Source organism: Maritalea mobilis (genome assembly GCF_019800885.1).
In the GTDB taxonomy this organism is placed as follows: domain Bacteria; phylum Pseudomonadota; class Alphaproteobacteria; order Rhodobacterales; family Rhodobacteraceae; genus Roseibacterium; species Roseibacterium beibuensis.
Window position 1 is genome coordinate 735,607 of record NZ_JAHVKE010000001.1, and the last position, 23,346, is coordinate 758,952.

Genomic DNA, 23,346 nt, shown 5'->3' on the forward strand with positions numbered 1-23,346 from the left:
CCCGATGCTCAGCCTCATCTCTCCGCTGATGCGGATCGTCGAGATCCCCATGCTGGCGCTTCAGCGCCTTCTGGGCATGAACAAACTGGCCTGGGTGTTCCTTGCGCCGAACCTGGTGCTGTTCGGCCTTTTCGCCTTCCTGCCCGTCATCCTGAATTTCAGTTATGCCACCACGGGCGGCGACAACGTGCTTCTGGCCGACCGCCCCGATGTCGGCCTGCGCAATTTCGTGCAACTGACCGATTGCACCAACCATTTCGACCCCAACTCCTGCCGCGAGGACAAGTTCTGGCGCGCGGTGTGGAACACCACCTGGTTCGTGACGCTTCAGGTCGGCTTCATGGTCGGCTTCTCGCTGCTGACCGCGCTGATCCTGAACCGCGACATCCGCGCGCGCGGCTTCTTCCGGGCCGTTTTCTTCTTTCCCGTCCTTCTGTCACCCGTCGTCGTCGCCTTGATCTGGAAGTGGATCCTGCAACGCGAGGGCGTGCTGAATGCCTTTCTCGACTGGACCGGCGCGGGTGGCATCAACTGGCTGGTGGACGCCGGGTGGGCCTTCGCATGGTCGGTCTTCATCTCGGTCTGGGCGCATATGGGGTTCTACACGCTGATCCTGCTGGCCGGGCTGCAAGCGATCCCCCGCGACGTCTACGAGGCCGCGATCATGGATCGCGCCAGCCCCTGGCGCAGCCTGACGCGGATCACCCTGCCGCTGCTGGCGCCCACCATGCTGGTTGTACTCGTGCTGGCCCTCATCAAGGGCGTGCAAACCTTCGACGAGGTCTATGCGTTTACCGGCGGCGGCCCGGGCACGGCGACGACCTTCATCATCCAGTATATCTACGAACGCGGCTTTGCCGGGGCGCCGCGCCTCTTCGGCCTTGCCGCCGCGGCCTCGCTGCTCGTGGCGCTGGTGCTGATCCTGCTGACGCTCGTGCAACTGTGGCTCAACCGGAGGAATGTCGATGGCTAGGGTCTGGGCCTTCCTGACGAACACGCGCGGCGGCGCACGGCTGCACTGGACCGACTGGGCCAGCTACGCCTACCTGACGCTGGGCATCTTCCTGATGTTCGGCCCCGTCGTCTGGCTGGTCATGTCGTCCTTCAAGACCGAGGCCGACCTGCAACGCTATCCCCCCACCTTCCTGCCCTACCAGCAGGAAACCGTGATGGTGGACGGCTATGACGACCCCCTGCCCCTGTTCCTGATGACCGGCGGGGAATACGAGGGGCAGGTCCTGGCACAGTTGCGCCGCGTGGGCCTGCAAGCGCAGATGATCGACCCGGAAAACCCCACCGAACGCCTGCGCGTCACCATCGACCAGCGCGAGCCGGTGGACCGCATCGCGCTGGCGACCGAGAACTACACCGACCTCTTCGAGCGCTTCTCCTTCCTGCGCTATTTCTGGAACTCGACCTTCATCACCATCATGGCCACCGCGCTGATGCTGCTGGTCAACTCCATGGCCGCCTTCGCGCTGTCGAAATACGAGTTTCGGGGCCGCACCACCGTGCTCCTCCTCGTCATCTCGACCCTGATGATCCCGCAGACGGTCGTGCTGGTCCCGCTGTTCCTGATCGTCACCGAACTGGGCCTGTTCAACTCCCTCTGGGGCGTGATCATCCCCGGCGCGGCCACGCCCACGGGCGTCTTTCTGCTGCGTCAGTACATGCTGACCATCCCCGACGAGATCCTCGATGCCGCGCGCATGGACAAGGCCTCGGAATGGAAGATCTACTGGCGCATCATCCTTCCGCTTTCGGCGCCCGCCATCGCGGTGCTGGCCATCCTCGCCATCATGTGGCGTTGGAACGATTTCCTCTGGCCGCTGATCGTGCTCACCCAATCGGAGAATTTCACCCTGCAACTCGCGCTCAACTCCTTCCAGGGAGAGCTTCAGACAGATTGGTCCTCGCTTCTGGCGATGACGGTGCTGACGCTTCTGCCCATCGCCTGCGTCTTCATGTTCCTGCAGAAATACATCGCAACCGGGATCGCATCGACGGGGGGCAAGTAAGTGGCAAAGCTGGACCTGCGCGGGGTGCGCAAATCCTACGGCTCGGTCGAGGTCATCAAGGGCATCGACCTGACCGTCGACCATGGCGAGTTCTGCGTCTTCGTCGGCCCCTCGGGCTGCGGGAAATCCACCCTGCTTCGGATGATCGCGGGGTTGGAAAGCATCACCGCTGGCGAGGTCGCCATCGGGGAGGAGGTCGTCAACGCCATCCCCGCCGCCGACCGGGGGCTGGCCATGGTGTTCCAGTCCTACGCGCTCTATCCGCACATGACCGTGCGCCAGAACCTCTCGTTCGGGCTGGAAAACATCCAGACGCCCAAACCCCAGATCCGCGAGAAGGTCGAGGCGGTCGCCAAGATGCTCCAGATCGACATGCTGCTCGACCGCCGCCCCAAGGACCTGTCCGGCGGGCAGCGCCAGCGCGTCGCCATCGGCCGCGCCGTGGTGCGCGAACCCAACATCTTCCTCTTCGACGAGCCGCTCTCGAACCTCGATGCCGAGTTGCGCGTCGACATGCGCGGCGAGATCGCGGCGCTGCACAAGCGGCTTGGCAACACGATGGTCTACGTCACCCATGACCAGGTCGAGGCGATGACCATGGCCGACAAGATCGCCGTCCTGCGCCTGGGCGAGTTGGAACAGTTCGGCCGCCCGCTCGACCTGTTCAACACCCCCGCGAACCTGTTCGTGGCCGGGTTCATCGGCAGCCCCAAGATGAACTTCCTGCAGGGCCGCACGGACGCGGACAACCGCAGCCGGCTGATCCTCGACACCGGCGACACGATCGACCTGCCCGAGGGGCGGTTCACCCAAGCCCCCGGCCAGGCGGTCACCCTCGGCCTGCGCCCGACCGAGCTTCAGCCCGACCCCGACGGCGCGTTGCATGCCCATGTCGGCGCGGTGGAACAGCTCGGCTCGGAAAGCTACCTCTACGGCACGTTCCAGAACGGAACCCCGGTCACCGTGCACAATCCCGGCCAAACGACCATCCGCCCCGGCGACAAGGTCACCCTCACCGCGAAGTCCACCGCGATGCACCTGTTCGATACGGAAACCGGCCTCACCCTGCGCGCCTGAGGCCCCCTTCATCTTGGCCGAAAAACTCCGGGGGTCCGGGGGCAGCGCCCCCGATGCGCGGACAAGGCCCCCGGACGGGGGCACGCAGGCCGCGCAGCCCCCCTACGGCACCTCGTGCCCAAGCGCGGCGGTGTAGATCTCGAACCAGTCCTGCCGGTCCAGCGTGACCTTCAAGGCGTCCGACAGCCCCGCGATCCGGTCCAGGCTGTTGGTGCCCATCACCGGCAGGATCTTGGCCGGATGTCGCAAGAGCCATGCCACCGCAACAGCCGCCGCGTCGACACCCTGCTCCGCGCCGATCCGCTCCAGCACCGCGCGAACGACAGCGCCCTCCCCCGCGAACAGCCGCCCCCCGGCCAGCGGCGACCACGCCATCAGCGGCACCCCCGCCTGCTGATGGAAGGCCAGGTCCCCATTGGTAAACGGATCAATGTGCAGCACGCTCATCTCGATCTGGTTCGTGACCAGCGGCTCGCGCATCGCCGATTGCAGCAGCTTCCAATCCCAGGGGCGGAAATTCGACACGCCCACCGCGCGCACCTTGCCCGAGGCGACGAGGCCATCCAAAGCGCGGCCCGTTTCCTCGTGGTCCATCAGCGGGTCGGGCCGGTGGATCAGCAAAAGGTCCACCCGGTCCGTCGCCATCTCTCTCAGCGACCGCTCGACCGATGCGGTGATATACCCCGCCGAGGTGTCGTAATACTTCACCCGCTTGTCCGCATGATACCCGGCAGGCGCCACGATATCGCATTTCGTCACCAGTTCGACGCGGTCGCGCAGGTCAGGTGCCGCGCGGAAGGCCGCCCCAAGCAGCTGCTCGGCGCCGTAATCGCCGTAGATGTCGGCCTGGTCCATCGTGGTGATGCCTTGTGCAAGGCAGGCTTCGACCTTGGCCTGCACATGCGCGGGCGAGGTGTCCGCGTCATCCCCAAGCCGCCACATGCCATAGACGATGCTCGACATCTCCAGCGGTCCAACTGCGATCCGGTCCATCAGCGTCTCTCCCCTGCGCCAAGCGGTGTGTTCGGTAGGCCCTCTGGCATCCGGCCATATACTTCGGGCAGCGAACAGGTTTTCAATTCCGGCAAGACCAATCGCCCGAACTGGCGGCATTCGTCCAGGTGCGGGTAGCCCGAGAAGATGAAGGCGCGAATGCCCATCTTCCTGTAGGCCTCGATCTCCGACAGCACCTGGTCGGCGGAGCCCACAAGCGCCGCACCACAGCCCGAGCGCGCGCGCCCGATCCCGGTCCAAAGATGCGGCTCGACATAGCCGAACTGGTCGGCCAGTTCCCGCGCGCGGGCCTGGTGACTGACGCCAAGCGATCCGGAATCATGGGCGCGTTCCCGGATCAACTGCCCCAACTCGTCGTCCAGCTTCGAGGTCAGGTGGTCCGCATACTCGCGCGCCTCGGCCTCGGTGTCGCGCACGATCACATGCACGCGCAGCCCGTAATCCAGCGTTCGCCCGTAGCGTTCGGCCACGGCGTTCACCGCTTTCATGCGCGCGGCGATCTGCTCCTTGGGCTCGGGCCACATCAGGTAGACATCGCAATGCTCGCCGCACAGTTCCAGCGCGTCGGGCGAATATCCCCCGAAATACAACAAGGGGCCGCCGGTCTGATACGGCTTGGCCGGATCGGTCGTCAGGCCTTTGAAATCATAGACTTGACCTGCGAAGTTGATCTCGTCCCGCGTCCAGGCCTGTTTCAGGATTTCCACAACCTCGCGCGAGCGCTGGTAGCGGAACGCGCTGTCGGCCTTCTCGCCCGGAAAGTCGGACGAAATGATGTTCACCGTCAGCCGCCCTTCCAGCATGTGGTCGAGCGTCGCGATGGTGCGCGCCAGCATGATCGGCTGCATCTCTCCGCAGCGCACGGCGGCCAGCATGTTGATTGTCTCGGTCACCTGACTGCCCGCGGCCACGAAGCTGAGCGTGTCCTGGCCCACCTGGTAGCTGGAGGGGCACAGGATGTTGCGAAACCCCTGCGCCTCGGCCTCCTTCAGGATGGACGAGCAATGCGCCCAGCTGGATCTGAGCCGCCCGTCGGGCACGCCGAGATATTCGTAATCATCGGAACAGAGTGCGGCGAACCACGACACCTCGGCGGCGTCGAGATCGGCGGATGTGACGGGGACAACGGTCATTCTGGGCTCCTCCCTGCCTCGAATTCACCCTTTGCGTAGCAGGCCCGCCACGTGTAGATCAATGGTATAACAATTTGACTCGCGCCACCGCTTCGGGGAGGAGGAGCATGGCCATGCCGCCGCACGCAGAGCCGGGCGCCCTGCCCGCCTATCTGCGCATCGCAGAACACCTGACCATCGAGATCGGCACCGGGCGCATGGCCCCGGGCGACCGCCTGCCGCCCGAGCGGCAGATGGCGGACGGCTATGGCGTGTCCCCGGTCACGCTGCGCAAGGCGCTGGCCGTCGTGACCGAACGCGGGCTGATCGAGCGGCGGCACGGGTCGGGCAATTACGTTCTCGGCGGCCCACGCGACCGGGGCATCTACGCCTTCTTTCGATTGGAAAGGATCGAGGGCGGCGGCCTGCCCACGGCGCGTGTCATCTCGCTCGACGGGATGTCGAAACCCGGCGACCTGCCCGATATCGGCGCGGCCAACTGGGCCTGGCGCATTCGGCGCATCCGCGCGCTCGACGGCACGCCCGCCTCGGCCGAGGAGATCTGGCTCGACCCGCGCCATGCGCCACGGCTTGCCCCGTCGATACTGTCGGAGTCGCTGTACAAGACCTATGCCGAGAAGCTGGGCTTCACCGTCATCCGGGCCGAGGACCGCGTGGGCGTCGAGCCGCTGCCGGACTGGGCCGCGCCCGAAATCGGCCTGCCCGCGGGCCAGCCCATGGGCCTTGTCGCCCGTCTCAGCTTCGACCAGGACGGCCAGCCCATCGAGTATTCGCAAAGCTGGTTCGATCCGGCCCGCGCGCGCTACGTCGCGCGCATTCCATGACACCGCGCTGCAGGGGAGGACACGGCGCATGACACGATATGGCATCCTGGGATGCGGGATGATGGGACGGGAGCATATCCGCAACATCGCCCTTCTGGCGGAGGCCGAGGTCAGCGCCTTCGTCGAACCCGACGAGGAGCAGGCGCTGTTCACCCGCGCGCTGGTGCCGGGGGCCACGCGGGCCAGCGACCTGCCCGCGCTTCTGAACCGCAACGACGTGGATGCGCTGGTTATCGCCTCGCCCAACCACCGCCATATCGGACAGTTGCAGGAGGTCGCGGCGACACGCCCCCTGCCCGTGCTGGTCGAGAAACCCGTTTTCACCCGGGCCGAGGACGCGCCGCACCTTGCGAAACTGGCGCGCAACTTCCCCGCGCCGATCTGGGTGGCGATGGAATATCGCTACATGCCCCCCGTCGCCCGGTTCCGCGAGATGGCGGATGCGGCCACGGGCGGCATCCGCATGCTGACGATCCGCGAACACCGCTTTCCCTTCCTGAAGAAGGTGGGGGACTGGAACCGGTTCAACCACAACACCGGCGGCACGCTGGTCGAGAAATGCTGCCATTTCTTCGACCTGATGCGCGTCATCCTGAATGATGACCCGGTGCGCGTCATGTCCAGCGCCGGTCAGGCCGTGAACCACCTCGACGAGAGTTATGACGGCGCGGTGCCCGACATCTGGGACCACGGCTATGTCATCGTGGACTTCGCGCGCGGCGCGCGGGCCATGCTGGAACTGTCCATGTTTGCCGAGGGCTCGGAATACCAGGAAGACATTTCCGCCATCGGCCCCGAGGGCAAGATCGAGGCCAAGGTGCCCGGTCCCACCCGCTTCTGGAACCACGATATCGGCCCTGCCCCCATCCCGCGCGTCATCGTCAGCCCGCGCAATCCCACAGGCCCGCGCGAGATCGAGATCCCGGTTGACCGCCAACTGCTCGATGCGGGGGACCATAACGGCGCGACCTACTACCAGCACCAGCGCTTTCTGGAGGCGATCCGTCACGGCCGCCGCCCCGAGGTGACGCTGGACGACGGCGCGTGGGCGGTCAAAATGGGCCTTGCCGCGCAGGAATCGGCCCGGACCGGGCAGGCCGTGGCGCTGGACTGAAAGGATGGCATGGACGAGCGGATCGATATCGGCATCGACGGTGGGGGCACGGGCTGCCGCGTCGCCCTGTCGATTGCGGGCGGCGCACCGATCGAGACACGGGGCGGCCCGGCCAATATCGTGACCGATCCCGCCGGGGCCGAGGCCGCGATCCGCGAGGCATTGGTCGAGGCGCTTGGCGCGGTCGGCCTGGGGTGGTCCGACCTTCCCCGGGCGCGGATTTGTGCGGGCCTTGCCGGGGGGCGCTTGCCCGGTGCGGCCGACAGGTTCGCGACCCGCCTGCCCTTCCTTGCCTATGTCGTGGACGACTCGGTGACCGCCATGGAAGGCGCGCTGGACGGGGCCGACGGCACCCTGGCCAGCCTTGGCACCGGCTCCTTCTTCATCCGCAAGGCGCAGGGTGAAACCCGCCATATCGGCGGCTGGGGCTTTCGCCTCGGTGACGAGGGGTCGGCCGCGTGGCTGGGGCGCCGCGCGCTGTCGCGTGCCCTGCACGTAAAGGACGGTCGCCTGCCCGAAGACCCCCTCGCCGACGCGTTGATCGAGGCGACGCCGCCCCACCCGGTTCTCTTCGCCCGCGACGCCGGTCCCGGCGATTTCGCGCAACTGGCCCGGCTGGTGCTGCGCCACAAGGAAACCCCGATGGCGCAGGGCCTCATCGCCGACACGCTGGCCGCGCTGAGGGAAGGCCTTGAGGATGTGGGTCATCACCCGGGGGAGCCTCTGGTTCTGGTGGGGGGCTTGGGCGAGTTGCTCGCGCCGCTTCTCCCCGACGAGCTGACCAAGGCCTGCCGCCCCGCTGCCGGGCGCCCGCTGGACGGCGCGCTCCGCCTCGCCCGGGCGCTGCCATGAAACTCGTCTCGGTCGACATCCTCGATGGCACCGGCCTGCACCGGGGCATGGAGATCGAGATCAAGGGCGGGCGCATCGCGGCGCTGCGCAAGGGCAAGGCGCGCGAGGACGCGCCGCTTCTCTGCCCCGCCCCGCTCGATCTGCAGGTCAATGGCGGCGCGGGGCGGATGCTGGGCGAGTGCGAAGCGCCCGGCGACGTGCTGGAGATCCTCGCCGCCCATCGCCACCTCGGCACCGGGGCGATCCTGCCCACGCTCATCTCCGACACGCCGCAGGCGATCTCCCGGGCGATCTCGCTGATCTCGGCAGCGAAAGCGGCTGATCCCGGCATCCTGGGCCTGCACCTGGAAGGGCCGCATCTCGCCATTGCCGGGGCGCATGACCCGGGGCAGCTGCGCGACCTGACCGACGCGGATGTCGACCGCTATCTTGCCGCGAAGGCGCGCGTCGGCGTTCTGATGATCACGCTCGCCCCCGAACGCGCCAACCCGCAACAGATTGCGCGGCTGTCCGAGGGCGGCGTCATCGTGGCGCTTGGCCATTCCGATTGCGACTACGACACGGCCTGCGCCGCGCTGGAGGCCGGGGCGCGCATGGTCACGCATCTGTTCAACGCGATGTCGGGGCTGAATCACCGCCAGCCGGGTCTTGTCGGCGCGGCGCTGGACCGGGCCGCGTGGTTCGGCCTGATCGCTGACGGCCACCATGTGCATGAGGCGGCCCTGCGCCTCGCCCTGCGCGCCCGGCCCGAGGCCGCGATCCCGGTCTCGGACGCGATGGCCGTGGCGGGCACCGACCGGACAGGCTTCGCCCTCAACGGCCGCGCGATCACGCGCAAGGCCGGTCGCCTGACGCTGGAGGACGGCACATTGGCGGGCGCCGACCTCAGCCTGGTCGAGGGGCTGCGCCATATCCGGCAGGTGATGGATCTGCCATGGCAGGAGGTGTTGCCCATGGGCTTCGACCGGCCCCATCGGCTGCTGTTCGGCACCCCGAACCGGATCACCGAAGGCGCACCGGCCCATCTGCTGAAACTGGAAAAAGGCAATCTGTCGGTTCTGGACGCCAAGGACTGGCGCGCCCTGCCGGCACAGTCCTAAAGCGCCTGCCCAACCAGGGCCCCGATCCCGCCGGTCACCAGCATCGCCGCGACGCCCCAGAAGACCACGCGCATCGCCGCCGGAAGGCGCGGTGCGCCCCCCGCCTGCGCCCCGAGCGCACCCAGCAACGCCAGCGCCAGCAGCGTCGCGGTGGCCACGGTGTATTTCACCGCCTCGAGCGGCGCGAGAATGGCGACGGCCAAGGGAATCGCGGCCCCCGCGGCAAAGGTCAGGGCCGAGACGACGGCGGCCTGCACCGGCTGCGGCGGGGACAGGTCGGTCAACCCGATCTCGTCGCGCAGATGCGCGCCAAGCGCGTCCTTTTCGGTCAGTTCCTGCGCCACCTGTCGGGCAAGATCCGGCGACAGCCCGCGCTGTTCGTAGATCGCGGTCAACTCGTCCAACTCACCCTGCGGATTGGCCTCCAGCTCGGCCAGTTCCCGAGCGACATCGGCACGTTCCACATCCGCCTGGCTGGAGACCGAGACATATTCACCCGCCGCCATGCTGAGCGCGCCCGCGCTCATCCCGGCAATCCCGGCCAGAAGCACCGTCACCTTGTCACCCGACCCGGCCGCGACCCCGACCAGCAGCGAGGCCGTCGACAGGATGCCGTCATTGGCCCCCATGACAGCCGCGCGCAGCCAGCCGGAACGCCCCGAAAGATGCGGCTCGTCATGGGCCGAGGGAATGCCGTGTCCGTTCGGGCGCATCAGTTTGGCAACCGCATCTTGCCGGGGTTGAAAATATTGAGCGGGTCGACCGCCCGCTTGATCGCCGCCATCATCTCCATCGCGCCCGCGCCCAACTCCGCTTCGAGATACCCCGCCTTGCCCTGGCCGATGCCGTGTTCGCCGGTGCAGGTGCCATCCATCGAGATCGCCAACTCGTTGAGCCAGCCGATGTAGTTCTCGGCGGCGGCGATCTCCTGGCTATTATCGACATCGATCAAGAGCAGGACATGGAAATTCCCGTCGCCCACATGGCCCACGACCGGCGCGACGAAGCCCATCTCGGCGGCCTTGTCCTGCGCCGCTGCAACGCAATCGGCCAACCGACTGACCGGCACGCAAACATCGGTCGAGATCCCCTTGGCCCCGGGCCGCAGCCCGAGCGAGGCCCAATAGGCGTCATGACGGGCCTGCCACAGGCGGTTGCGCTCTTCCTCGCGCGTAGTGAAGGAGAAGCCTGTCCCCCCGGCCTCGCCCGCGATCTCGCCAAAGACCTCGGCCTGTTCCGCGACGCCGCCTTCAGTGCCATGGAATTCCAGCAGCAGAAGCGGCGTTTCCGGCAGACTGAGCTTGGAATAGGCGTTCACGCCCTTGACCGTCAGCGCGTCCAGCAACTCGATACGGGCGACGGGCAGGCCGTATTGGATGGTGGCGATCACCGCGTCGCAGGCGTCCTTCACGCTTGGGAAGGAGCAGGTCGCGGCCGAGACCGCTTCGGGGATGCCCTGCAAACGGAGGGTCATCTCGGTGATGATCCCCAAGGTTCCTTCGGAGCCGACGATCAGCCGCGTCAGGTCATAGCCCGCGCTGGTCTTGCGGGCGCGCGAAGCCGTCTTGACCACCTCGCCCGAGGGCAGCACGGCGGTCAGCGCCAGCACGTTGTCCTTCATCGTGCCGTAGCGCACGGCGTTGGTGCCGCTGGCGCTGGTGGCCGCCATCCCGCCAAGCGAGGCATCCGCGCCGGGATCGACCGGAAAGAACAGCCCCGTGTCGCGCAGATGGGTGTTCAGCGCCTTTCGGGTCACGCCGGGCTGAATGACCACGTCCATATCCTCGGGATGCACCGCCACGATGCGATCCATGCGCGACATGTCCAGCGTCACGCCCCCCGCAGGGGCGTTCACATGCCCTTCAAGCGAGGTGCCGGTGCCGAAGGGGATGATCGGAACGTGGTATTCGGCGCAGACCCGGACGATCTCCTGCACTTCCTCGGTGCTTTGCGGAAAGATCACGGCGTCGGGGGGCTGATTGCGCAGCCACGTGGTCGTGTGGCCATGCTGTTCGCGCAACGCCTGCCCGGTCTCGACCCGGGCCTCGCCCAGTTTCTGGCGCAGGACATCCAGCGCGGTGGCGATACCGCTTTCGTTCCGTGGCAGATCGACGATCAGGGCCATGGCCAATCCTTCTTTCGTGGTCTCGTGGAGGGCTGACGCGCCGTTACTCGGCGGCCTGCGTCTCGGCCGCGCGGGCCGCTTCCAGTTCCTCGGCCTTCTTCTCGACCTGCTCGACGATGTGGTCGATCATCTGGTCGTTCGACATCTTGTGGCTCTGCTTGCCGGCCAGATAGACCATGCCGGATCCGGCCCCGCCGCCGGTGAAGCCCACATCCGTCATCAGCGCCTCGCCCGGCCCGTTCACCACGCAGCCGATGATCGAAAGGCTCATCGGCGTCTTGATGTGTTCCAGCCGCTTTTCCAGCGTCTCGACCGTCTTGATGACGTCGAACCCCTGCCGCGCGCAGGATGGGCAGGAGATGATGTTGACGCCGCGATGGCGCAGCCCCAGCGATTTCAGGATCTCGAAGCCGATCCGCACCTCTTCCACCGGATCCGCGGACAGGCTGACGCGCATCGTGTCGCCGATCCCCATCCAAAGCAGGCTGCCCAGCCCGATGGCCGATTTCACCGTGCCGCCGACAAAGCCGCCCGCCTCGGTGATGCCCATGTGAAAGGGCGCATCCGTCTGTTCGCTCAATTGCTGGTAGGCCGCGGCGGTCATGAAGATGTCCGAGGCCTTCATCGAGATCTTGAAGTTCAGGAACTCGTTGTCTTCAAGGATCTTGATGTGATCCATGCCGCTTTCGACCATCGCGTCGGGGCACGGCTCACCGTATTTTTCCAGCAGGTGCTTTTCGAGGCTGCCGGCATTCACGCCGATGCGGATCGAACAGCCATGATCGCGGGCGGCCTTGATGACCTCCTTCACGCGCTTCTCGTCGCCGATATTGCCCGGGTTGATGCGCAGGCACCCCGCGCCGGCCTCGGCGGCCTCGATCGCGCGCTTGTAGTGAAAATGGATATCGGCCACGAGCGGCACGGGGCTTTCGCGCACGATTTCCTTCATCGCCTTGCCGCTTTCGGCATCCGGCACCGAGACGCGCACGATGTCGGCCCCGGCCTCGGCGCAGCGCTGGATCTGTTCGACCGTGGCCTTCACGTCCGTGGTCAGTGTGTTGGTCATGGTCTGCACGCTGATCGGCGCGTCGCCGCCGACGGGCACGTTGCCGACATAGATCTTGCGGCTTTTGCGGCGCTCGATATCGCGCCAGGGGCGGACGGGATTGTGCGACATGTCAGGGCCTTTGCGCTCGGATCCGTTTGGCGCGCAGGATAGACCTGTCGGCGCGGGGCGACAACGCCAGAGCGGCGTCAAACGAGGGGATGCGGCGGAATGATCCGGTCAGGCGCGCCCGATCACTGCCCGCCAAGGACAAGTTCGGCGACCTCGGGCAGGTCCGGGTCGGCATTGGCATCGGCCATCGCATAATTGCTGCTGATCGCATCCGCCGACAATTCCACATCGCGCACGATGGACGCGCCGACCCCGGCCGGGCCGAGCGTCACGCCATTCACCGCGAAATAGAGCGAGCCCGCATTGCCCGACCGCAACAGCGGCGCGCCATCGGTTTCGGGCAACGCATAACTGTCGCCCGCGTTCAGCGTGCCTTCGAACAGCGTCGTGCCAGAGGGCGAGGTCACGCGAATCCAAGTCGGGCGCACGGCGAACAGCAACACCTCGTCCGATCCGGTCTCAGTCACCTGAACCGTCCCGGTTGCGGCCTGCTCGCGATCCGGCGCGGCAACGGCGAACTCCGTGCCCTCAAGCTCGGGATTGGCGCGCAGCCCGGTCAGGGTGCCCACCTCGTCGGGGTCGAGCGTGGCCAAAGCCTCGTTGCGCGGCGCGATGACGGGCGCTTCCAGCGGTTGCGGACGATACAGCCGGCCAATGCTCTCGGGCTCGGGCACGGCAATGTCGAAACCCTGCTCGACATCGAACGCGCCTTCGGTCGCCCCGGCAAGCGGGTCGAGCTGCGCCAGGGGCGCGGGGGCATCGTCCACCGGCGCGATCTGCAGGCGCTGGATATCGTTCAACACGGCCCACGCGCCGTAGCCGATGCCAAGCGCCAGGACGATCAGCACAGCGAAAGAGCCAAGCGCCCCCGGTTCGACCCGGCTGAGGACCGAGTCGCGCATCGGCGCGAAGCCGATCGGCGCACGCGCCATGACCTCGTTCGGGTCCACCCGGCGCGGCACGTCCGGCGTACTGCGGCGCGCTTCGGCTGCTTGCTTGGCTGAGAAGCCGTGAACCCCGCGGAAGCCGGTCTCGTCGCAGAAGCGGCGGAAGGTCCATTCCGGGTCCATCTGCAGGTAGCGCGCGTAGGAGCGGACATAGCCGGCGATGAAGCCCGGCGATTGGAACGCGCCCACGTCCCCGTTCTCGATGGCCGCGATATAGGTCGCGCGGATGCGCAATTCGCGCTCCACGTCCAGAAGCGACTTGCCCAGCGTGGCCCGTTCGCCCCGCATCAGGTCGCCCAGAGAGACATCGCTCAGATCGTAATTCTCGAAATCGGGGCTTGCAGGCTCGGCCGTTGACGGATCGTCACCGTAGGGCATGTTCGTGCCCTCGGTATCCTCGTCCCAATACTGACCGTTATCCTGGCCCATGCGGCCTGCCCCGTTTACGCCCTGACATACCACATATCGCGGTATGCCCTGTAGCTTTATCCAGATGTTACCCCAAAGCGCGGCGATTCCCTAGACTCGCCGCGCGACAGGTTGGGTTTAGCATGGGTCCAAGGGGTGTTGCACCAGCAGAAAGCGCTACCCGGCCAGTTCGGCGCGATTCAGCGCACAATGGCTCCAGAGCGCATCCATCGCGTGCACAAGTGCATCCATCATCTTCGGATCATGCACCGGCGACGGCGTGAAACGCAGGCGCTCCGTCCCGCGCGGGACGGTGGGGAAGTTGATCGGCTGGACGTAGATCCCGAACTCGCTCAGCAGCATGTCGGAGATCTTTTTCGTGTGCACCGGGTCGCCCACGATCACGGGCACGATGTGCGAGCCGTGGTCGATGATCGGCAGGCCAAGGCCTTTCAGGCGCAGTTTCAGCACCGCGGCGCGCTCCTGTTGCAGATCGCGCAGCGCCTGGTCGGTCTTGAGATGACGAACCGAGGCCGCCGCCCCCGCGGCGACCGCCGGCGGGATCGAGGTGGTGAAGATGAACCCCGGCGCGTAGGAGCGCACGGCGTCGCACATGCGGGCCGAGGCCGCGATATAGCCCCCCATCACGCCAAAGGCCTTACCCAGCGTGCCGTTGATGATGTCCACGCGATGCGCGATGCCCAGCTGTTCGCTGACGCCACCGCCGCGCGGGCCGTACATGCCGACCGCGTGCACTTCGTCGAGATAGGTCAGCGCGCCGAATTCCTCGGCCAATTCCACCAGCGCTTCGATCGGGCCGAAATCGCCATCCATGGAATAGACCGATTCGAACGCGATCAGCTTCGGCGCGGCCGGGTCGTCGGCCTCCAGCAACTCGCGCAGATGGGCGAGGTCGTTATGACGGAAGATCCGCTTCGCGCCCCCATTGCGGCGGATGCCCTCGATCATCGAGGCATGGTTCAACTCGTCGGAATAGATGATCAGGCCGGGGAACAGGCGCGGCAGCGTCGAGAGCGTCGCGTCATTTGCGATATAGGCCGAGGTGAAGACCAGAGCGGCCTCCTTGCCGTGCAGGTCGGCCAGTTCCTCTTCCAGTGCCTTGTGATAGACCGTGGTGCCCGAGATGTTCCGCGTCCCGCCCGAGCCTGCGCCCGTTGCATCCAGCGCATCGTGCATGGCGCCCAGAACAACCGGGTGCTGCCCCATGCCGAGATAGTCGTTGCCGCACCAGACGGTGATGTCCTGCTCGGTGCCATCGGGCTTTTTCCAGACAGCGTTGGGAAACTGCCCCTTGCGGCGCTCGATATCGATGAAGGTGCGATAACGGCCTTCTTCGTGAAGGCGGTCGATGGCTGCGGCAAGCGCGCGGTCGTAATCCACTGGCGGTCTCCCTTCCGGATGAGCCACCCAGTTCGCGCGGGCGGCCCCAAAAAGACGCTGGCTCTTGATATATCGGACAGCGTTTCGTCCTGTTCGCCGTCCCACATAGGACGGCACGGCCAGCAGGGCCAAGTTACAAATCGACGCGCTGTGAACATTGACCTGAGTCAACCAACGGATGAGCATCCGGGTTGCTGAGACCGCATGTCGCGTTTGGCACCCACGCCGCCCACCGCCCCGGTCGCCTTTGGCTGGACAGTGCCGTCAGGCGGCGTAGTCTCGCGCCGATCATCGGGCAGTCCGGCTGCCCACATCCCTTCACGAGCACGAGGCCCTATCATGTCCATGGACGCCGTTCTTTCCCGCATCGATTCCGATCTCGACGCCGCCACCGGGCGGCTGTTCGACCTGTTGCGCATCCCCTCGATCTCGACCGATCCGGCCTATTCCGCCGATGTCGCCCGCGCCGCCGACTGGCTGGCCAGGGAACTGTCGGATCTCGGCTTCGACGCTTCGGTCCGCCCGACCGACGGGCACCCGATGGTCGTGGCCCATGGCGGCCCCGAGGACGGGCGTCACATCCTGTTCTACGGCCATTATGACGTGCAGCCCGTCGACCCGCTGGAGCTTTGGTCGCGCGACCCGTTCGATCCGGCGATCGAGGACAAGGACGGCCGCAAGGTCATCCGCGCGCGCGGCGCCTCGGATGATAAGGGCCAACTCATGACCTTCATCGAGGCCTGCCGCGCCTGGAAGGCCGAGACTGGCACCCTGCCCGCCCGCATCACCATCTTCCTCGAAGGCGAGGAAGAATCCGGCTCGCCCTCGCTCGTGCCCTTCCTCAAGGCCAATGCCGAGGAACTGAAGGCCGAGATCGCGCTGATCTGCGACACCGGCCTGTATGCCGAGGGCGTGCCCGGCATCGTGACCCAGTTGCGCGGCCTTCTGGGCGAGGAGATCACCGTCACCGGCCCGGACAAGGATCTGCATTCGGGCCTCTTCGGCGGGATCGCGATGAACCCGATCCGGGTGCTGACCCGCGTGCTCGCCAACCTCCACGACGCCCATGGCCATGTGCAGGTGCCGGGGTTCTACGACGGCGTGGCCGAGCTGTCGCCCGAGTTGAAGGAACAATGGAACAATCTCGGGTTTGACGCCGAACGCTTCCTCGGTTCGGTGGGGCTGACCCATCCGGCGGGCGAGGACGACCGCACCGGGCTGGAAATGATCTGGTCGCGTCCGACCGCCGAGATCAACGGCATCTGGGGCGGCTATACCGGCGCGGGCTTCAAGACGGTCCTGCCTTCGCAGGCCCATGCCAAGGTCAGCTTCCGCCTCGTCGCGGGCCAGGACCCCCATGTCCTGCGCGAAAGCTTCCGCGACTGGGTGATCCAGCAAATGCCGCTGGATTGCCACGTGTCCTTCGAAGGCCACGGCGCCTCGCCCGCCTCGCGGATGGATATCTCGCACCCGGCCTTCGAAATGGCGCGCCAGGCGCTCAGCGCCGAATGGCCGGGCGAAGCGGCCTTCATCGGCGGCGGCGGCTCGATCCCGGTCGCGGGCTATTTCAAGTCGGTGCTTGAGATGGATGCGCTCTTGGCCGGGTTCGGCAAGGGTGACGACCAGATCCATTCCCCGAACGAGAAATACGACCTCGACAGTTTCCACCGCGGCACGCGGAGCTGGGCACGCATCCTTGGCGGTTTCGCGTCCTGATCCCTTCTTTATCCCCGAAATATGCTCGGGGAGAGCGCGAGAGGGGCAGACAGCCCCTCTCGCCCCGGTCGCCCGGCGCGCAGCGCAGGGCGAAACACCTCAGACGCGGGGCGCGGGCGTGATCGGTTGCGCCGCCACGACACGCCCAGCCCCGCGCCAGAACCGCGTCATCATCAGAACGCCCGCCACGATCAGCCCGATGGTCAGGCCCAGCCAGATCCCGACACCGCCCAGACCTGCCGGAAACCCCAGCGCCCAGGCGCAGGGGATGCCGATCACCCAGTAGCTGATCACCGCGTAGATCATCGGCACCCGCGTATCCTGAACCCCGCGCAACAGCCCCAAGGCCATCACCTGCGCCGCGTCCACAAGCTGAAAGAGCGCCGCCACCAACAGCAGTTGCGCCCCCAGCGCGATGATCGCGGGCCGCAGCGGATCGTCGGGATCGATGAACAGCGCCATCATCTCTTCCGGCACGCTGACGAACAGCAGCACCGTCGCGGCCACCATCAGGCCCGACAAGGCCAGGGCCGCCCAGGCCGCCATCCGCAAGGCCTCGGCATCGCGGGTGCCCCAGGCCCGCCCGGCGCGCACCGTCGCAGCCGAGCTCAACCCGATATGCACCATGAAAGTGACCGAGGTGATCTGGAGCGCGATGCCATGCGCGGCCAGATGCTCGGTGTCGATCCAGCCCATCATGACCATGGTCGCGATGAACAGGCCCGACTCGCTCAGAAGCGTCAGGGCGATGGGCCAGCCCAGCTTGAAGACCGAAGCGAAGGCCTCCCAATCGGGACGCCAGAACCGCGCGAAGAGCGTGTATTCCGCCAGCCCCCGTGCGCGGGCCGCGTAAACTGCCAGAACCAGCAGGATCAGCAGATGCGTCCCGAGTGAGGCGATGGCCGCCCCCAGCACGCCCAGCTCCGGTGCGCCGAGGTTGCCGAAGATCAGCACCCAGTTCATCGCGATGTTCAGAACCACCCCGGCAAGCCAGGCCCACAGCACCACGCGCGGCCGCTCCAGCGCCGACAGGTGGCTGCGCAGCACCGTGATCAGCACCGCCGGCCCGATCGCAAGCCCGGCGACCCGCAGATAGGTCTGGGCCAGGGCCGACAGGTCGGCTTCCTGCCCAAGCCCCAGCAGGATCGGACCCGAGAACCAGAAAACCGGCAGCGCCAGGATCGAGAACAGGATCGCGATCCAAAGCCCCATGCGCGTGACCCGCCGTACCTGCCGCGCATCCTCGTTCGATGCGGCCGAGGCCACCATCGGCATCACGGCCAATCCGAATCCCATGCCAAGGATCAGCAGCATGTGAAAGAAGGACGACCCCAGCGCCACGGCGGCCAGTTCCTCGACCCCGTACCAGCCCATCATGACCGTATCGGTCAGCCCGATGGCCACCTGCGCCAATTGCCCGCCGATCAGGGGCAGGCCAAGGACGAGGGTCCGCTTGATATGCTCGGCGAAGGTCATGGATCGGCTTTATGCCCGCCCCTTCGCCGGGGCAAGGCTCAGAGAGCCGCAAGCGCGAGGCTGCCCGCGATCCATGCGATGATCAGGCCCACTGCGATCTCGATCCCCGGCTGGATCTGCGCCAAGCGCCCCGCGCCGCCGCTCAGCCCGCCGACCACGCCGCGCCGCGCCCAGACCGCCGCGACGGCCACCGCGATGGTCACCGAGGCCGTTCCGAGCGCCATGGCCACCACGCCGGCCACGCCAAGCGCAAAAATGCCCATCTGCGCGGTCAGGATCAGCAGGAACAACGCCCCCGTGCAGGGCCGCAGCGCCACCGCCCCGATCAGGGCGGCCACCTCGCGCCAGGAGGTGGCGGCGGCCACGGCGGCCGGGTCCGGCGCATGGGCATGGCCGCAGGTCGCGCAGACGGCACCCTCGCCTGAATGTGCGTGGTCTTGGTGATGCGTCGGCGCCACGCCGCGCCGCAATGCGCGCAGCCCCCGCGCGGCCAGCCACAGCCCGACCAAGGCAATCGCGGCGAAACTCAGCGGATCGAACAGGCGCTCGGCCAACTCCGTCATCCGGTCCCGCGTCCAGCCCACCAGCCAGAGCCCGGTGCCGACCAGGAGGATGGCCGTCCCCCCCTGCGCAAGGCTTGCGGCCAAGGCGACGCCCGACAGGCGCAAGGCCCCGACCGTCCGCGCCGCGCCGTAGCCCCCGATCAACAGCTTGCCATGCCCCGGCCCCACAGCGTGAAAGAAGCCATAGCCGAAGGAGACGCCCAGAAGCGCGGCCAAGGCCCCCGGCTCTCCGGCCCGCAGGGCGCGCAAGGCGCGCGCCATCGCGTTCTGCGCCGCGCGTTGCCCCTCCGTCGCCCAGGCGACAATCACCCTGTCCCCGCCGGTCAGGTAGAGCAGTGCCAGCACAGCAAGCACAGCCAGCAGGGCGACTGCGATCACCCTTCGCATGTGACCACCAGCCGATCCGCGAAGAGCTCCCCCACGGCCGGGAAGTTGTCCTCGGCGGCCACTGCGCCACCAATATCGGCGATCGCGGCCTCCAGGCCCGCATAGGCCGCGTCCAGATCAGCGCGGACAAGCACAACGTCGCAGGGCGCCTCTTCGCCCGTTTCGTCCATGACCGCACTCGGCAGGGTGGCCTCGAACGCGACGAAGAAGGCCGGGTCGAACACCCCGGCAACCAGGTCCGCCGCGCCCCCGGGATCGCCGGTCACCGGCCTGCGATGTACGGTTTCGATCTGGCCCTCGGGCAACAGGGTCAGCGACACTGCTTCGGGCGCGCCCAGCGTCAACTCCAAGCCGCCGCGCGACAGCTCCAGCCCGCCCTCGAACCCGCTGTTCCAGTTCAGGTCGAAGCCCAGGGTTTCCGCGATCTCGCTTTCGGTCAGAACGCCGTCGAAATCCGGGTCCAGCCCGAAATCCTGCAAAAGGATCAGGGTATAGAGTTCATCATAGCGCCACGTCACCTCGACCGCTGTGACCTGTCCATCCGCGTTGCGGTTGAATACCAGCCCCGCGTCAATAAAGACATGCGGGTGCGCCAGCGCCATGCCGGACACCAGCAGGCTGAGGGCCAGGGAGGAGAAGCCAGCGAGGGTCCGCGAGAACATCATGGATCGCATGTGCCGTGTTGCCGGTCCGGGTTCAAGGCCGACGCGGGGCGTGCACCCCGGTTCGGCAACCGGACGCCGATGCGGACCCGTTAACGATCTATTAATTTTTCCAAGTGCTTTTACTGTTCACGCCCGAGCAGGGGATTGTTGACTGAAATCAATACAGTTTGCCACATTTTTGCCTCTTTCAGAGCCGATTTTGGTCGCAAGATTTTGTAAGGGATAATTGCGTGATAAAAATGTTTTCAAATTTCCTCTACGACGAAGGCGGCGCGATCACCGTCGACTATACCGTGCTGAGCGCGGCTGTGGTCGGCATGACGATTGCCGCGACCGCCGTCGTGACGGGTGGCATTGAAAACCTGACGCAGCGGATCGACACCGAACTGCGGACGCGCCAACTCAACGACAGCTTCATCGGCTTCGACTCGTCCCATTTCGAAGCGCTTTACGAGGCCGGGCTTGTCACCGAGGAACAGGCCGCCGACCTGTTCGCGGCCGCGAACGGGATGATGAACCAGGACATCATCAATGCGCTCGAGGCCGGGCTGGAAAGCATCCAGAACGGCACGATCACCATCGAGGAAGCGGCCGAACTCTACGCGATCGCTTCCGTGGCCTACCAACGGAACATCGTGCCCGACGAGATCATCGACTATTACTTCAACCTGTCGGGCGACAGCGATTACGGCATGGTCCAAACGAACTGATCCGAAGCCCTCGCACGTTCCATGACAAAACGCGCCGCCCGATCCGGGCGGCGCGCTTCGTTTCAAGGGGTGGGTTCGGTCAGGTCCGCTTCTTACGCGTATCGGGATGCAGCGACGCACCAAGGATGTGGTCGGCCTTGTGGATCACATGCCCCGCCTGCCCCACGATCAGCGGATCGGGCGCGTGGGCGATGTGAAGATCCTTGTCCGGGTAATCGAGACTATCCAGGAAATGCAGCATGCAGTTCAGCCGCGCGCGTTTCTTGTCGTCGGACTTGATCACCGTCCAGGGCGCATCCGCCGTGTCGGTGTAGAAGAACATCGCTTCCTTCGCCTCGGTATAATCGTCCCACTTGTCGAGGCTGGCGCGGTCGATCGGGGACAGCTTCCACTGCTTGAGCGGGTCGGTCTCGCGGCTGGCGAAACGGCGGCGCTGCTCTTCCTGGGTGACTGAGAACCAGTATTTGTAAAGGCGAATGCCCGAGCGCACGAGCATCCGTTCGAGGTCCGGCGTCTGGCGCATGAATTCGAGGTATTCGTTGGGCTCGCAAAAGCCCATCACCCGCTCGACGCCCGCGCGGTTGTACCAGGAGCGGTCGTAGAAGACCATTTCACCCGATGTCGGCAAATGCTGGATGTAGCGCTGGAAATACCACTGGCCGCGTTCCTCGTCCGTGGGTTTGTTCAGGGCCACCACGCGCGCCTCGCGCGGGTTCAAATGCTCGTTGAAGCGCTTGATCGTGCCGCCCTTGCCGGCGGCGTCCCGGCCTTCGAACAGGATGACGATCTTCTGACCGGTTTCGGCCACCCATTTCTGCACCTTCAGCAACTCGGCCTGAAGCTTGGCCTTCTGCGCCTCGTAACTGCGGCGGCTGAGCTTGGTCTGGTACGGATACTCGCCCGTCTCGAAGGCCTGCCGGATCTCGGCCGGGGACGGCTCGTGCCGGCGCGGGCGGCCAGCGGGCTTGGGGGCAGGTTTGGCCGCAGGCTTTTCGACCGGCTTTTCGATCTCTGCTGCGCCCGCAGCTTGGGCCTCGGCCCCGGCGGTTTCGGTGACGGGGCTGGTGGTCTCGGCGGCAATATCTTTCACGGGTATTGTCCCTTCGCTACGGGCTGTTCGCGGTTTTGGTATGTGGGGAGGTTACGACTCCCGCGCAGGTTGCGCCTTGAGGCATGTCAAGAAAGCGTCACAAACGGGCGACCAAGCAGTCCGAAATTTGGTGATTACGCCCGCACCATGTATTCTTTCGGCATTTGAACGGGGCGCGATTGACCAGCCCCAAGCAAGGGAGGGAACGCCATGCGCCTGCATGCACCCCATCGTGCCCTTTACTCGGTTCTGCTGTGCACCGTTTTCGCAATCATCGCGGCCATCAGTATCCCTCAGCCGCTTCACGCCCAGACATCTTTCGAAACCGTCATCGACCAAGCGCTTGAAAGCCTTGGCGAAACCTTCGAGCCGGGCGAGGTCGAGGCGTTCGCGGCCTTCCTTGCCAGCGACGCGCCCGATGCGATGACCGGGGACACGATCGGTCACCTGTTGTTCATGCGCCGTCATTTCGATCGCGCCGCGTGGTTTTTCGGAACCGACGCCCGGGCGGCGCCGGACGCCGCCAGCCTGTCGAATTTCGCGGCCACGCTGGCTGTCACGGCAGACGATCTCGGCGAGAGCGCTCCGGCGGAATGGATGCGCGCGGCCGAACTCGCGGCCAAGGCGGCAGCCGCGCTCGCACCCGACGACGCAGCGGTCCAGAACAACCTGGGCACCGTCGCCCGCCTTGCGGGCGATCCGGAAACCGCGGCGGCGGCGGCGCGGTTGGCGACGGAACTCGACCCGAACATGCCGCTGTTCTGGTCGAACCTCGCACGCGCCCTCACCGCGCTCGGTGATTTCGAGGGGGCGGCACAGGCCCTTGACCGCGCCCGCCAGTTGGAGCCCAACGGACCGGCGCACCTGTTGACCGCCCGCGCCTTGCCGCAGGTCGCGCCCAGCTATTCCGATATTCTGCAAAACAGCTGCGACGTGAATTTCCGATGCCAGGAGATCTGCCCCCGGTCGATCATCGGCGGCATCAACTCGGTCACGTGCGAGATGGAACAGATGTCGGCCACCATGGCCTGCCGCGAAGGTCAGCCCTACCCGACTTCGTTCGATTGTTCCGAGGATCTGCCCGAGTACGGCATCCTGATCCCGGGACTGAATTCCGGCTTTTCCATCCTCTTTCCCGGCGTCACCATCCATGTCCTTGTCCAGGGCGATGGATCGGTGGATGTCCGCGTCGAGGGAGGAGTCAATATCGGCCCCCTGAACCTCTACCTGCGCGGAGACGGGCATTATTCGCCCCCCGGCGGCGTTGCGGTCGACAATGTTGGCGGCGGCGCCTCGATCAATCTCTTGCCTGCATCCGAGGCGAACAGGCTGGTCAGTGAGCGGGCGAACATGCCACCCTTCGCGCTTGAACTCGAGGGCATCATTGGACAATCCGTCGACCTCGACGGGGAACTCTACGGCATGCCGGTCATCATGTTCTGAGCGCGCACCTGCCGCACAGGGGCAAAAGACCTTGGCGGGGGCGGCGCTCTCTTTTCCCCGCCCCCCAAACCTGCCATGATGTGCGCCAACACATACAAGATAGAGC

Annotated in this window: 21 protein-coding genes; 10 read left to right on the forward strand and 11 right to left on the reverse strand. The window is 66.2% G+C overall.

Translation table 11 applies throughout. The annotated features are described in order from the left end of the window. The first annotated feature begins 4 nt into the window (after nt 1-4). The 3 genes from KUV65_RS03650 to KUV65_RS03660 are packed head-to-tail and all read left to right on the forward strand — an operon-like array spanning nt 5 to nt 3,095. The gene (locus tag KUV65_RS03650; RefSeq protein ID WP_222187629.1) at nt 5-973 is read left to right on the forward strand and encodes a carbohydrate ABC transporter permease; all 969 of its coding nucleotides are present in this window, start codon (nt 5-7) and stop codon (nt 971-973) included. Then, nucleotides 966-2,018, forward strand: a complete 1,053-nt coding sequence (locus KUV65_RS03655) for a carbohydrate ABC transporter permease (RefSeq protein ID WP_222187630.1) — start codon at nt 966-968, stop codon at nt 2,016-2,018. Before KUV65_RS03650 ends, KUV65_RS03655 begins: the two co-directional genes overlap by 8 nt. Further along, nucleotides 2,019-3,095, forward strand: coding sequence for an ABC transporter ATP-binding protein (locus KUV65_RS03660; protein WP_222187632.1), 1,077 nt, complete (start codon nt 2,019-2,021; stop codon nt 3,093-3,095). It abuts the gene before it with no gap. 102 nt (nt 3,096-3,197) lie between these two features. On the opposite strand, the gene KUV65_RS03665 is transcribed toward KUV65_RS03660, so the two are convergent. Both KUV65_RS03665 and KUV65_RS03670 read right to left on the reverse strand, forming a co-directional pair. Continuing rightward, a complete protein-coding gene (locus KUV65_RS03665; RefSeq protein WP_222187634.1) occupies nt 3,198-4,088 on the reverse strand; it encodes an aldo/keto reductase in 891 nt (296 codons plus the stop codon). Continuing rightward, a complete protein-coding gene (locus KUV65_RS03670; RefSeq protein ID WP_222187636.1) occupies nt 4,088-5,242 on the reverse strand; it encodes an LLM class flavin-dependent oxidoreductase in 1,155 nt (384 codons plus the stop codon). The genes KUV65_RS03665 and KUV65_RS03670 overlap by 1 nt, the downstream gene beginning before the upstream one ends. Before the next feature lie 113 nt (nt 5,243-5,355). Here KUV65_RS03670 and KUV65_RS03675 point away from each other — a divergent pair, with 113 nt between their 5' ends. From KUV65_RS03675 to KUV65_RS03690, 4 genes are read left to right on the forward strand one after another with little or no spacing between them, the layout of a single operon-like run. Then, a complete protein-coding gene (locus tag KUV65_RS03675) occupies nt 5,356-6,066 on the forward strand; it encodes a GntR family transcriptional regulator (protein WP_222187638.1) in 711 nt (236 codons plus the stop codon). A 28-nt stretch (nt 6,067-6,094) separates the two neighbouring features. Further along, complete coding sequence (locus KUV65_RS03680) at nt 6,095-7,180, forward strand: Gfo/Idh/MocA family protein (RefSeq protein ID WP_222187640.1); 1,086 nt, start codon at nt 6,095-6,097, stop codon at nt 7,178-7,180. A 9-nt stretch (nt 7,181-7,189) separates the two neighbouring features. Further along, nucleotides 7,190-8,032 (forward strand): BadF/BadG/BcrA/BcrD ATPase family protein, encoded by an 843-nt coding sequence (locus KUV65_RS03685; protein WP_222187642.1) that lies wholly within the window; start codon nt 7,190-7,192, stop codon nt 8,030-8,032. Further along, nucleotides 8,029-9,132: an N-acetylglucosamine-6-phosphate deacetylase gene (locus KUV65_RS03690; RefSeq protein ID WP_222187644.1), complete on the forward strand. Its 1,104-nt coding sequence runs from the start codon at nt 8,029-8,031 to the stop codon at nt 9,130-9,132. Before KUV65_RS03685 ends, KUV65_RS03690 begins: the two co-directional genes overlap by 4 nt. Here the strand turns inward: KUV65_RS03690 and KUV65_RS03695 are convergent. The 5 genes from KUV65_RS03695 to hemA all read right to left on the reverse strand — a co-directional run bounded on the left by KUV65_RS03695 (nt 9,129) and on the right by hemA (nt 15,190). Continuing rightward, nucleotides 9,129-9,824, reverse strand: coding sequence for a VIT1/CCC1 transporter family protein (locus KUV65_RS03695; protein WP_222189595.1), 696 nt, complete (start codon nt 9,822-9,824; stop codon nt 9,129-9,131). The two genes, KUV65_RS03690 and KUV65_RS03695, sit on opposite strands and share 4 nt — an antisense overlap. A gap of 20 nt (nt 9,825-9,844) precedes the next feature. Then, entirely contained in the window at nt 9,845-11,257 is a 1,413-nt protein-coding gene (locus KUV65_RS03700) for an FAD-binding oxidoreductase (RefSeq protein WP_222187652.1), read from the reverse strand. Between the two features lie 43 nt (nt 11,258-11,300). Next, on the reverse strand, nt 11,301-12,434 hold the full coding sequence (gene ispG, locus KUV65_RS03705; RefSeq protein ID WP_222187655.1) for a flavodoxin-dependent (E)-4-hydroxy-3-methylbut-2-enyl-diphosphate synthase: 1,134 nt from the start codon (nt 12,432-12,434) through the stop codon (nt 11,301-11,303). Between the two features lie 122 nt (nt 12,435-12,556). Then, complete coding sequence (locus tag KUV65_RS03710) at nt 12,557-13,810, reverse strand: helix-turn-helix domain-containing protein (RefSeq protein ID WP_222187656.1); 1,254 nt, start codon at nt 13,808-13,810, stop codon at nt 12,557-12,559. Nucleotides 13,811-13,966: 156 nt separating this feature from the next. Beyond that, nucleotides 13,967-15,190: a 5-aminolevulinate synthase gene (hemA, locus tag KUV65_RS03715; RefSeq protein WP_308124503.1), complete on the reverse strand. Its 1,224-nt coding sequence runs from the start codon at nt 15,188-15,190 to the stop codon at nt 13,967-13,969. Between the two features lie 339 nt (nt 15,191-15,529). Here hemA and KUV65_RS03720 point away from each other — a divergent pair, with 339 nt between their 5' ends. Further along, nucleotides 15,530-16,906 (forward strand): M20/M25/M40 family metallo-hydrolase, encoded by a 1,377-nt coding sequence (locus KUV65_RS03720; RefSeq protein ID WP_222187661.1) that lies wholly within the window; start codon nt 15,530-15,532, stop codon nt 16,904-16,906. A 99-nt stretch (nt 16,907-17,005) separates the two neighbouring features. On the opposite strand, the gene KUV65_RS03725 is transcribed toward KUV65_RS03720, so the two are convergent. The 3 genes from KUV65_RS03725 to KUV65_RS03735 are packed head-to-tail and all read right to left on the reverse strand — an operon-like array spanning nt 17,006 to nt 19,997. Beyond that, nucleotides 17,006-18,382, reverse strand: a complete 1,377-nt coding sequence (locus tag KUV65_RS03725) for an MATE family efflux transporter (RefSeq protein ID WP_222187663.1) — start codon at nt 18,380-18,382, stop codon at nt 17,006-17,008. 38 nt (nt 18,383-18,420) lie between these two features. Further along, complete coding sequence (locus tag KUV65_RS03730) at nt 18,421-19,332, reverse strand: nickel/cobalt transporter (protein ID WP_222187664.1); 912 nt, start codon at nt 19,330-19,332, stop codon at nt 18,421-18,423. Then, nucleotides 19,320-19,997 (reverse strand): DUF1007 family protein, encoded by a 678-nt coding sequence (locus tag KUV65_RS03735; protein WP_222187665.1) that lies wholly within the window; start codon nt 19,995-19,997, stop codon nt 19,320-19,322. Before KUV65_RS03735 ends, KUV65_RS03730 begins: the two co-directional genes overlap by 13 nt. 239 nt (nt 19,998-20,236) lie before the next feature. On the opposite strand from KUV65_RS03735, the gene KUV65_RS03740 reads away from it, so the two are divergent. Further along, nucleotides 20,237-20,707, forward strand: a complete 471-nt coding sequence (locus KUV65_RS03740) for a hypothetical protein (RefSeq protein WP_222187666.1) — start codon at nt 20,237-20,239, stop codon at nt 20,705-20,707. Nucleotides 20,708-20,786: 79 nt separating this feature from the next. Here the strand turns inward: KUV65_RS03740 and ppk2 are convergent, their stop codons facing one another. After that, a complete protein-coding gene (gene ppk2 / locus KUV65_RS03745; protein ID WP_374107067.1) occupies nt 20,787-21,788 on the reverse strand; it encodes a polyphosphate kinase 2 in 1,002 nt (333 codons plus the stop codon). A 219-nt stretch (nt 21,789-22,007) separates the two neighbouring features. Between ppk2 and KUV65_RS03750 the strand changes: the two genes are divergently transcribed. Beyond that, nucleotides 22,008-23,240 (forward strand): tetratricopeptide repeat protein, encoded by a 1,233-nt coding sequence (locus KUV65_RS03750; RefSeq protein ID WP_222187667.1) that lies wholly within the window; start codon nt 22,008-22,010, stop codon nt 23,238-23,240. The last annotated feature ends 106 nt before the right edge of the window (nt 23,241-23,346 follow it).

Coding starts and splice junctions, on each gene's coding strand:
- KUV65_RS03650 (WP_222187629.1), top strand. CDS start 5: ATGCTCAGCCTCATCTCTCCGCTGATGCGGATCGTCGAGATCCCCATG.
- KUV65_RS03655 (WP_222187630.1), top strand. CDS start 966: ATGGCTAGGGTCTGGGCCTTCCTGACGAACACGCGCGGCGGCGCACGG.
- KUV65_RS03665 (WP_222187634.1), bottom strand. CDS start 4,088: ATGGACCGGATCGCAGTTGGACCGCTGGAGATGTCGAGCATCGTCTAT.
- KUV65_RS03670 (WP_222187636.1), bottom strand. CDS start 5,242: ATGACCGTTGTCCCCGTCACATCCGCCGATCTCGACGCCGCCGAGGTG.
- KUV65_RS03675 (WP_222187638.1), top strand. CDS start 5,356: ATGCCGCCGCACGCAGAGCCGGGCGCCCTGCCCGCCTATCTGCGCATC.
- KUV65_RS03680 (WP_222187640.1), top strand. CDS start 6,095: ATGACACGATATGGCATCCTGGGATGCGGGATGATGGGACGGGAGCAT.
- KUV65_RS03685 (WP_222187642.1), top strand. CDS start 7,190: ATGGACGAGCGGATCGATATCGGCATCGACGGTGGGGGCACGGGCTGC.
- KUV65_RS03690 (WP_222187644.1), top strand. CDS start 8,029: ATGAAACTCGTCTCGGTCGACATCCTCGATGGCACCGGCCTGCACCGG.
- KUV65_RS03700 (WP_222187652.1), bottom strand. CDS start 11,257: ATGGCCCTGATCGTCGATCTGCCACGGAACGAAAGCGGTATCGCCACC.
- ispG (WP_222187655.1), bottom strand. CDS start 12,434: ATGTCGCACAATCCCGTCCGCCCCTGGCGCGATATCGAGCGCCGCAAA.
- KUV65_RS03710 (WP_222187656.1), bottom strand. CDS start 13,810: ATGGGCCAGGATAACGGTCAGTATTGGGACGAGGATACCGAGGGCACG.
- KUV65_RS03720 (WP_222187661.1), top strand. CDS start 15,530: ATGTCCATGGACGCCGTTCTTTCCCGCATCGATTCCGATCTCGACGCC.
- KUV65_RS03725 (WP_222187663.1), bottom strand. CDS start 18,382: ATGACCTTCGCCGAGCATATCAAGCGGACCCTCGTCCTTGGCCTGCCC.
- KUV65_RS03730 (WP_222187664.1), bottom strand. CDS start 19,332: ATGCGAAGGGTGATCGCAGTCGCCCTGCTGGCTGTGCTTGCTGTGCTG.
- KUV65_RS03735 (WP_222187665.1), bottom strand. CDS start 19,997: ATGATGTTCTCGCGGACCCTCGCTGGCTTCTCCTCCCTGGCCCTCAGC.
- KUV65_RS03740 (WP_222187666.1), top strand. CDS start 20,237: ATGTTTTCAAATTTCCTCTACGACGAAGGCGGCGCGATCACCGTCGAC.
- KUV65_RS03750 (WP_222187667.1), top strand. CDS start 22,008: ATGCGCCTGCATGCACCCCATCGTGCCCTTTACTCGGTTCTGCTGTGC.